The 7,427-nt window shown below is 56.1% G+C and carries 3 protein-coding genes and 1 pseudogene; all 4 read left to right on the forward strand.

Annotated features, from left to right (window positions below; translation table 11 throughout):
* The first annotated feature begins 101 nt into the window (after nucleotides 1-101).
* Complete coding sequence (locus VI25_RS17800) at nucleotides 102-1,694, forward strand: DUF5691 domain-containing protein (protein ID WP_045688114.1); 1,593 nt, start codon at nucleotides 102-104, stop codon at nucleotides 1,692-1,694.
* A 359-nt stretch (nucleotides 1,695-2,053) separates the two neighbouring features.
* Nucleotides 2,054-3,151 carry an ATP-binding protein gene (locus VI25_RS17805; RefSeq protein ID WP_045688113.1) on the forward strand — a complete coding sequence of 366 codons (1,098 nt, stop codon included), beginning with the start codon at nucleotides 2,054-2,056 and terminating at the stop codon, nucleotides 3,149-3,151.
* On the forward strand, nucleotides 3,067-4,953 hold the full coding sequence (locus VI25_RS17810; RefSeq protein ID WP_201783325.1) for a DNA integrity scanning protein DisA nucleotide-binding domain protein: 1,887 nt from the start codon (nucleotides 3,067-3,069) through the stop codon (nucleotides 4,951-4,953). Before VI25_RS17805 ends, VI25_RS17810 begins: the two co-directional genes overlap by 85 nt.
* A gap of 9 nt (nucleotides 4,954-4,962) precedes the next feature.
* Nucleotides 4,963-7,280, forward strand: a pseudogene (locus VI25_RS17820) (DUF5682 family protein).
* The last annotated feature ends 147 nt before the right edge of the window (nucleotides 7,281-7,427 follow it).

Raw genomic sequence — 7,427 nt, forward strand, 5'->3', positions numbered from 1 at the left:
CAGCGGCGGAGTACCGTCACCGTGTTTGGGGAGTGGACGGGGCAGGCGCTGCGCCCACTCGCCTGCTGGGGGGCTCCCTCGGAAATCTATTTTGCTTCCTAATGTTACCCGAACACGCACCCGACCAAGTAGAAAGCTCCTGGCACCCGACCGCCGACTGGCAACGGCTGCTGCGCGTAGCCCTGCTGGGCACCCAGCAAAGCCCCGATGCCGTTCCGGCCGTACCGGGCTTACCCACTGCTCCCGAAACCGATGCCGCTGCCCGTGAAAAACAGCTTTTACTGACGGCGGGCGGGTTGTCGCTAATCCGTAAGGCCGGGTACCAGCCTGCCCCGGCACCTAGCGCTACCCTTGAACAACTGCCCGCCGAAACACAGGTGCCGCTTGGCCCAAGTGGGGGGCGGCTACTGCACTTACTGCTGGAAGGCCAATACCCCGACCTACTGCCCGACTTCCTGACAACCCTGGCCAACCACAGCCGCCGGGTACCCAGCCAGCTTCTGGTGCGTTTGTTAGACTACGTTCATTCCCGCCCGGCCCTCCACCCGCTAGCTGCTGCCGTGCTGGGGCAGCGCGGGGCCTGGTTAGCAGCCCAGCACCCCAATTGGCAAGCCGTACTAGCCACCACCGGCCCCGCACCCCACGCGGCCACTTGGGAAACGGGTACTCTGCGCCAGCGCGTGCGCTACCTAGAAGCACTGCGCCGTACCAACGCCGAGCAAGCCCGCGAGCAGCTAGCCGCCGTCTTGCCGCAGGAGCCAGCCAAAAACCAGGCTTCTCTGCTTGCGTCGCTTCAGGAGGGCCTCTCCGCCGCCGATGCGCCTTTGCTGGAACGGTACCTTGTCTCCAAAAGCAAGGAAGTCCGCCAAACCGTGCAGCCGTTGGTGGCCTGCCTGCCAGATAGTGCCTTGGTAGGGCGAGTATGGCAACGCGCCGAGCCCCTGCTACGCCTGCGCAAGACCCTTACCGCCACCAAACTAGTGGTAGAGCTACCGCCGGATGCCTGGGATAAGTCCTGGCTTGCTGATGGTGTTGAGCAGCACGACAGCCGATTTCAGGGCGACAGAGCCACCCTACTTGGGCAACTCTTGGCGCTACTGCCACCTCAGCGCTGGGCCAACTACTGGCAACTCCCCCCGGCTGCCATCCTGAATGCGGCCGCCGCTACCGAGTGGGGTGCCCTGCTATTCAATGGGTGGGCTGAGGCAACCATTCTACACCACGCTTCCACGTGGGCTCTGGCCTTGTTGACGTGGTGGGCGGAGCTACCGCGCAAGCATCCTTTTAGCCTTCCGCTGGCCGGGTTGGCGCAGCAGCTTTCTACCGATCAACTAACTAAGCTCGTCCTGCCTCTGCTCGATTCAGCTCCGGAGTTTGGACCCGAAGTACGCTGGTTGCCGCTACTGCAACTCATACCCGGTCCGTGGTCGGAGCCCCTCTCCCGCCGCGTGGTAGAGGCGCTTCGCCAGGCCCTGAACCAGCCGGAACGCTTGCACCGCATCCATTACGCCGCTAGTCAGCTATTGGAACACATGGCCCGCGTGGTGCCCGCCACTCACTACGAGCTTTGCGCCCAGCCATTACAGCCTCTGCTCCAAGATGTGCCCTACCTCCACAACAGCCTGGCCCGCCTGCTTAACACCCTTCACTTCCGCCAGCAACTCACTGATGCCCTCCATGAGGCCCCGGCGTAGAACCTATGGGCAGCGGAGGCTAAAAGTGGCACTCGCTCGGCTAGCTCGTTACGTGCAAGTCAAGTATAGTTCGGTCATCTACCACTCCCTTGCTCGATGTATTGGCCTAGCCAGCGGAAAGAGGAACCGGCTCCACTCAGCCATGATGTCCTTTTGCCCACTAATCCCGGGTGCTCTACAAATACGCTGTCCCCTGGCACCCCAGCTCAGTGCAAAGAAGCGTCGCGGAAGTCTGCTACTCACTCATTATTGGCAACATCAGTTGCTGCCAGCTTTTTGCTTGGCGCAGCAACATACAATGTCTGGCCCTATCTGCGCCTACCCCATCCCTCATCTCAAACGTCTAGCTTAGCTCCACTATGTCGATTAATAAGCCCACTGAAGTTCTACGCCCCCACGTAGAGGTACAATACGCCGAGGAGTTAGCCGCTCTGGCCGCCGTTGATGACCGGCCTAAACCCCCAAATTGGCAACTCTCCCCCTGGGCTGTGGTCACTTACCTGCTTGGCGGCACCTTAGACAATGGCTTTGAGATTGAACCTAAGTACATTGGGCAGCGGCGCCTGATGGAAATTGCCGTGGCTACCCTGGCTACCGACCGCGCCCTACTGCTGCTGGGCGTGCCGGGCACCGCCAAAAGCTGGGTTTCGGAGCACCTGACGGCCGCCATCAGCGGGCATTCCAACCTGCTCATCCAAGGCACGGCCGGCACCAGTGAAGACGCCATTCGCTACTCCTGGAACTACGCCCGCCTCATTGCCGAGGGGCCTTCCGCGGCGGCGCTGGTGCCTTCCCCCTTGCTCAAAGGCATGCAGGAAGGCGCCCTAGTGCGGGTGGAAGAGCTCACCCGCATCCCCTCCGATGTGCAGGACACACTCATTACCGTCCTCTCCGAAAAAGTGCTGCCCATACCCGAACTAGCTACCGAAGTGCAAGCCACCCGCGGCTTCAACGTCATTGCCACCGCCAACGACCGGGATAAGGGTGTGAACGAGCTAAGCAGCGCCCTGCGCCGTCGCTTCAACACGGTGGTGCTACCCCTGCCCACGTCCGTAGCGGAGGAAGTCCAGATTGTGCACTCGCGGGTCGAAAAAACCGGCCGCGCCCTGCAGCTGCCCGAAACCACGGCGGCCCTGGAGCAAATCAGCCGCCTCGTAACCATCTTCCGGGAGCTGCGCTCGGGCGTGACGGAGAACGGCAAAACCAAGCTCAAGAGCCCCAGCGGCACCCTCAGCACCGGCGAGGCCATTTCCGTGCTCAACAGTGGCCTGGCCCTGGCCGCCTACTTCGGCGACGGCACCCTGCAAGCCGCCGACCTCGCCGCCGGCCTCACCGGCGCCGTGATCAAAGACCCCGTGCAGGACCGCGTGGTATGGCTGGAATACCTCGAAACCGTGGTGAAAGAGCGGGATGGCTGGAAGGATTTGTACCGGGCGTGCCGGGAGGTAGTGGAGTAGAAACCCTCCTAAACCAACCCACTTTCATAAGTACTTTAACAACCATTAACAATATGAATAATAGCATTGAACTTTTCATGTGGGGATACCAACGACATTTTCAGATATCGATTCAGCATACAGCAAAAGATTTATTTCAACAAATCGATAATAAATTACTTCCTAGAGTTGCTGTTCTAGGCATCCTCGTTGAGGATAAAGAAGAAAGCCACCCAATATGTATAGAACCCGATGATTTTGGTTACCCAGTTGAAGTATTTTCAGGAGTCAAACAGCTTGCTGTACAACTTGAACAAGTAGATGAGGAGAGAAGGCTAATGCACTCTCATCCTATAGCAGAAAGAAATCACAATATCCGTATAAGCAACAGAGCCTACATAGAAGCAACTAACAAGATAATAAAACGAGAAAATTTATATGGAGATAATGAAACATTTATATCGCAACCTACATTCGTAAATGGCTATTTAGTCTTCTCAATGTTAGAAGTAAATAAAAAGGCTTTATACAAACATTACTCTTTAACAAATAACAAGCACGACGAAAGATTCAATATTGACAGATCTTTTATTGAAAGCGTCATTGATATATACCTTGAAGAATGCACTAATTCACTAAAAGATCCAAACAAAGGAGCAGGTGCAATTAGTAGAAAAAGCGAAGAACTTATGCGTGATGCAGGTAGAAAATTCATGTTCACTGTTGCACAAGCAGGCAAAAATTTTGATGGACTTCATGGGTTATACGACGCTTGTAACGCTATTGCATCAATGAGATACGAAGGTGCAGAAGGGCTAGGAAAAATAATTATTACTACTAAAGACCATCAAAACATTAAATACACTTTACAGCTTCGAGAACCAATTACAATTGATGATTATAGAAAAGTAAGAAAGTTCATGGAGTTATCTGGCAATAATTCAAGTATCATATCAGACTCATACAACATCTATGGCCTTGGCAAAATAATGGGCAAATACAATCCAAAAAGCGAATCACTATTCGTAATAAATTTTATGAGCCATTTTAAATGGGAGGTTCTTCACGATGACAATTCTATGATGGTCGTAGAATATAAGCAACCTCACCTTCCCGAAGAAAAAATAGATAGAGAAAAATTCTATTCAAATCTAACAAGAATATTTAAAGAAATAAAAAAGAGCCAGCTTGACGATCTTTGGAACATTGCAACAGAAGCAACTCAACAACAGCATGGCACTATGATAGTCATAGCTGACAATGCACAGGAAGAGGCCAACAGACTCTCTAAACAAAGCTTCTTACTCGAACCTATAAAGCTAGATTCAAACTTTGTTCAAAAGATCACAGCAATTGACGGAGCAGTGTTATTAAATAGAGATGCAATTTGTTATTCAATAGGAGTTATATTAGATGGTTTAGCTACTGAAAAAGGAGATTCCTCAAGAGGGGCTAGGTATAATTCTGCCATTCGGTATTATGAACACGCAAAGAACTTAACTTCTCTTGCTATAGTTATAATTTCAGAAGATGGTATGATTAACATTATACCAGATTTAAAGCCACAAATCAATCACAGCAACATACTTGATTCAATTCAAGAACTTGAACGACTATCTACTATAGACAATTTAAAAACAAGCGAATTCTACAAAGCAATAAATTATCTCGAAAGCAAAGAGTTTTATTTATCTGAACTAGAGTGCAAAACAATAAATAATAAGAGGAAATTAATAGAAGAAAAGCTTGATAATACGTCTGTCCGGATTATGAGAAGAGACTTGAAACCTAATGAGGAAATGAATGACAGCTACTACTTATAAGATTGCTGTATGCCCACCGACCTCCACCTCTACGGCATCCGCCACCACGGGCCCGGCAGCACCGCCAGCCTCCTAAAAGCGCTGAACGACTACCAGCCCGACATCGTGCTGCTTGAATGCCCCGCCGACGGCGAGAAGGCCCTAGCCCTGGCGGCTAACCCAGAGCTGAAGCCGCCGGTGGCCCTGCTCATCTACAACCCCAAGCAGCACGCCCAAGCTTCGTTTCTACCTTTGCCCACTTCTCCCCAGAGTGGCAGGCTGTGCAGTGGTGCCAGCAGCACGGCGCCCACCTGCGCTGCTTCGACCTGCCGATGACGCTGCGTTTTGCCCTCCCGGATGCTGTGGAGCACGAGCCGCTGCCTCCTGCTGAAGTAGCCGCCGAAACAACCCTCGCTCCCACCTCAGATACCGCGCCAGAGGAAGCGGAAATACCTGCTACAAATTCAGAAACCACTGAAGCGCCGGCTCTCGAAGAAGCCCCGCTGCACCTCGACCCCATTGCCCACCTGGCCCGCCTCGATGGCTACACCGACGGGGAGCGGTGGTGGGAAGCCCGCATTGAGCACTCGGCCGGCCACGCCGATGCCTTTGAGGTAGTACTGCAGATGATGACGGCCCTGCGCGAGGAACTGGCCCAGCCCGAATCGGAGGAAACCTTGCTGCGGGAAGCCTACATGCGCGAAACCCTGCGCGCTACCCTCAAGCAGGGGTATCAGCGGGTAGCCGTGGTGTGCGGGGCCTGGCACGCGCCGGTGCTACGGGCCGAAGAACTGCCTACCTACGCCAAAGACGATAAGGCTCGCCTTAAAGGCCTCAAGAAAGCGCCCACTGAAGCCACCTGGGTGCCCTGGACCTACGAGCGCCTGGCCCGGCAATCGGGCTACGGGGCGGGGGTGTTGTCGCCGGCCTGGTACGAGTTGCTGTTTCAGGAGCCCCACGAGCGGGTGGTGACCCACTGGATGGTACGGGCGGCCCACCTGCTCCGGGCCCAGCAAATTGATGCCTCTTCGGCTCATGCCATTGAGGGCGTGCGGCTGGCCGAGGCGTTGGCCGCCGTGCGCGGACTAGCCCTACCCGGCATTGAAGAGCTGGAAGAAGCGGCAGTGAGCATCTTTGGGGGCGGCTACGCCGAGGCCCTGGAGCTGGTGCATCAGCAGCTAGTAATTGGCGAAAAGCTGGGCGAAGTGCCCGAGGAGTTGCCCGCCTCACCCCTTCAGCAGGACCTAGCACTCCAGCAAAAGAGCTTGCGCCTCAAGCCCGAAGCCGCCCCTAAAACGCTGGCCCTGGACTTACGCAAGGACCTCGACCTCGGCCGGAGCCACTTGCTCCACCGCCTCCAACTGCTGAGTATCCGCTGGGGTCAGCCGCAGCGCGTGCAAGGCAAAAGCGGCACTTTCCATGAAGTGTGGGAGCTACAATGGCGACCCGAAATGGTGCTGGGCGTGCTGGAAGCCGGCCGGTGGGGCAATACCGTTCTGACCGCCGCCAGCGGGGCCGCCCGCCACCGCGCCCAGGAAGCTACCGACTTGGGCCAAGTTAGCCAGTTGCTGGAAGAGGCCCTGCGTGCCGACCTCGCTCCGGCCCTGCCTGCGCTGGTAACCCGCCTCGAAACCCTAAGCGCCGGCACCCGCGACGTAGCCCACCTGCTCACGGCCCTCCCCCCGTTGGTGAACGTGTTGCGCTACGGCAACGTGCGCCGCACCGAAACTGCCCAGGTGGCCCAAGTAGTCCACCACCTAGTGCCACGCCTGTCCATTTCTCTCCCCCTGGCCTGCACCGGCCTGGACCGCAGCGCGGCCAGTCAGCTACTGGAACGCATGGAGGCGGCCCACCAGGCCATTCGGTTGCTACCCGACGAGGCCCAGCACGCCGAGTGGTACGCAGCTCTGCACAGCATTGCACGACAACCCGCCAGCAGCGGCCTACTAGCCGGCGTAGCTACCCGCCTGCTCTTCGACACCCAGCAGCTTGCCCCGGATGCTACCGCCACACTCCTGGGCTTGGCCCTGGCCCCGGCCCAGCCCACCGACTACGCCACCGCCTGGATTGAAGGGTTCTTGCGCGGGAGCGGCCTGCTCCTGATTCACAACCGGGTGCTGTTTGATTTACTAGACGAGTGGCTTTCCGGCCTGGAAGAGGCTGTTTTTCAAGAGACTGTACCCCTGCTACGTCGCTCCTTCGCCGACTTTAGCCGGCCCGAGCGCCAGCAGGTGCTGGCTTTGGCTACTGGAGGAGCGGCAGCACCAGCGGCCCAGGAAACCGCTATTGACCTAGGGCGCGGACTACGGGTGCTGCCCCTATTGCAAGAACTCCTGGGGGCAGGCTGAACAACCATAGAAAGCACCTCCTTGCGCGAGGTAGTACAGGCAGGGTGCCTCTGCCTCGCGCATGTTCTAAGTGGGCAGTTCCTGCTTGAAGTGCTTTTGCAGAATCTCGCCTACCATTTGCTTAGTCAAAGGCTTATTTAAAAAGCC

The sequence above is a fragment of the Hymenobacter sp. AT01-02 genome (genome assembly GCF_000961955.2).
Classification (GTDB): Bacteria; Bacteroidota; Bacteroidia; order Cytophagales; family Hymenobacteraceae; genus Hymenobacter; species Hymenobacter mucosus.

Coding starts and splice junctions, on each gene's coding strand:
- VI25_RS17805 (WP_045688113.1), top strand. CDS start 2,054: ATGTCGATTAATAAGCCCACTGAAGTTCTACGCCCCCACGTAGAGGTA.
- VI25_RS17800 (WP_045688114.1), top strand. CDS start 102: ATGTTACCCGAACACGCACCCGACCAAGTAGAAAGCTCCTGGCACCCG.
- VI25_RS17810 (WP_201783325.1), top strand. CDS start 3,067: ATGGCTGGAATACCTCGAAACCGTGGTGAAAGAGCGGGATGGCTGGAA.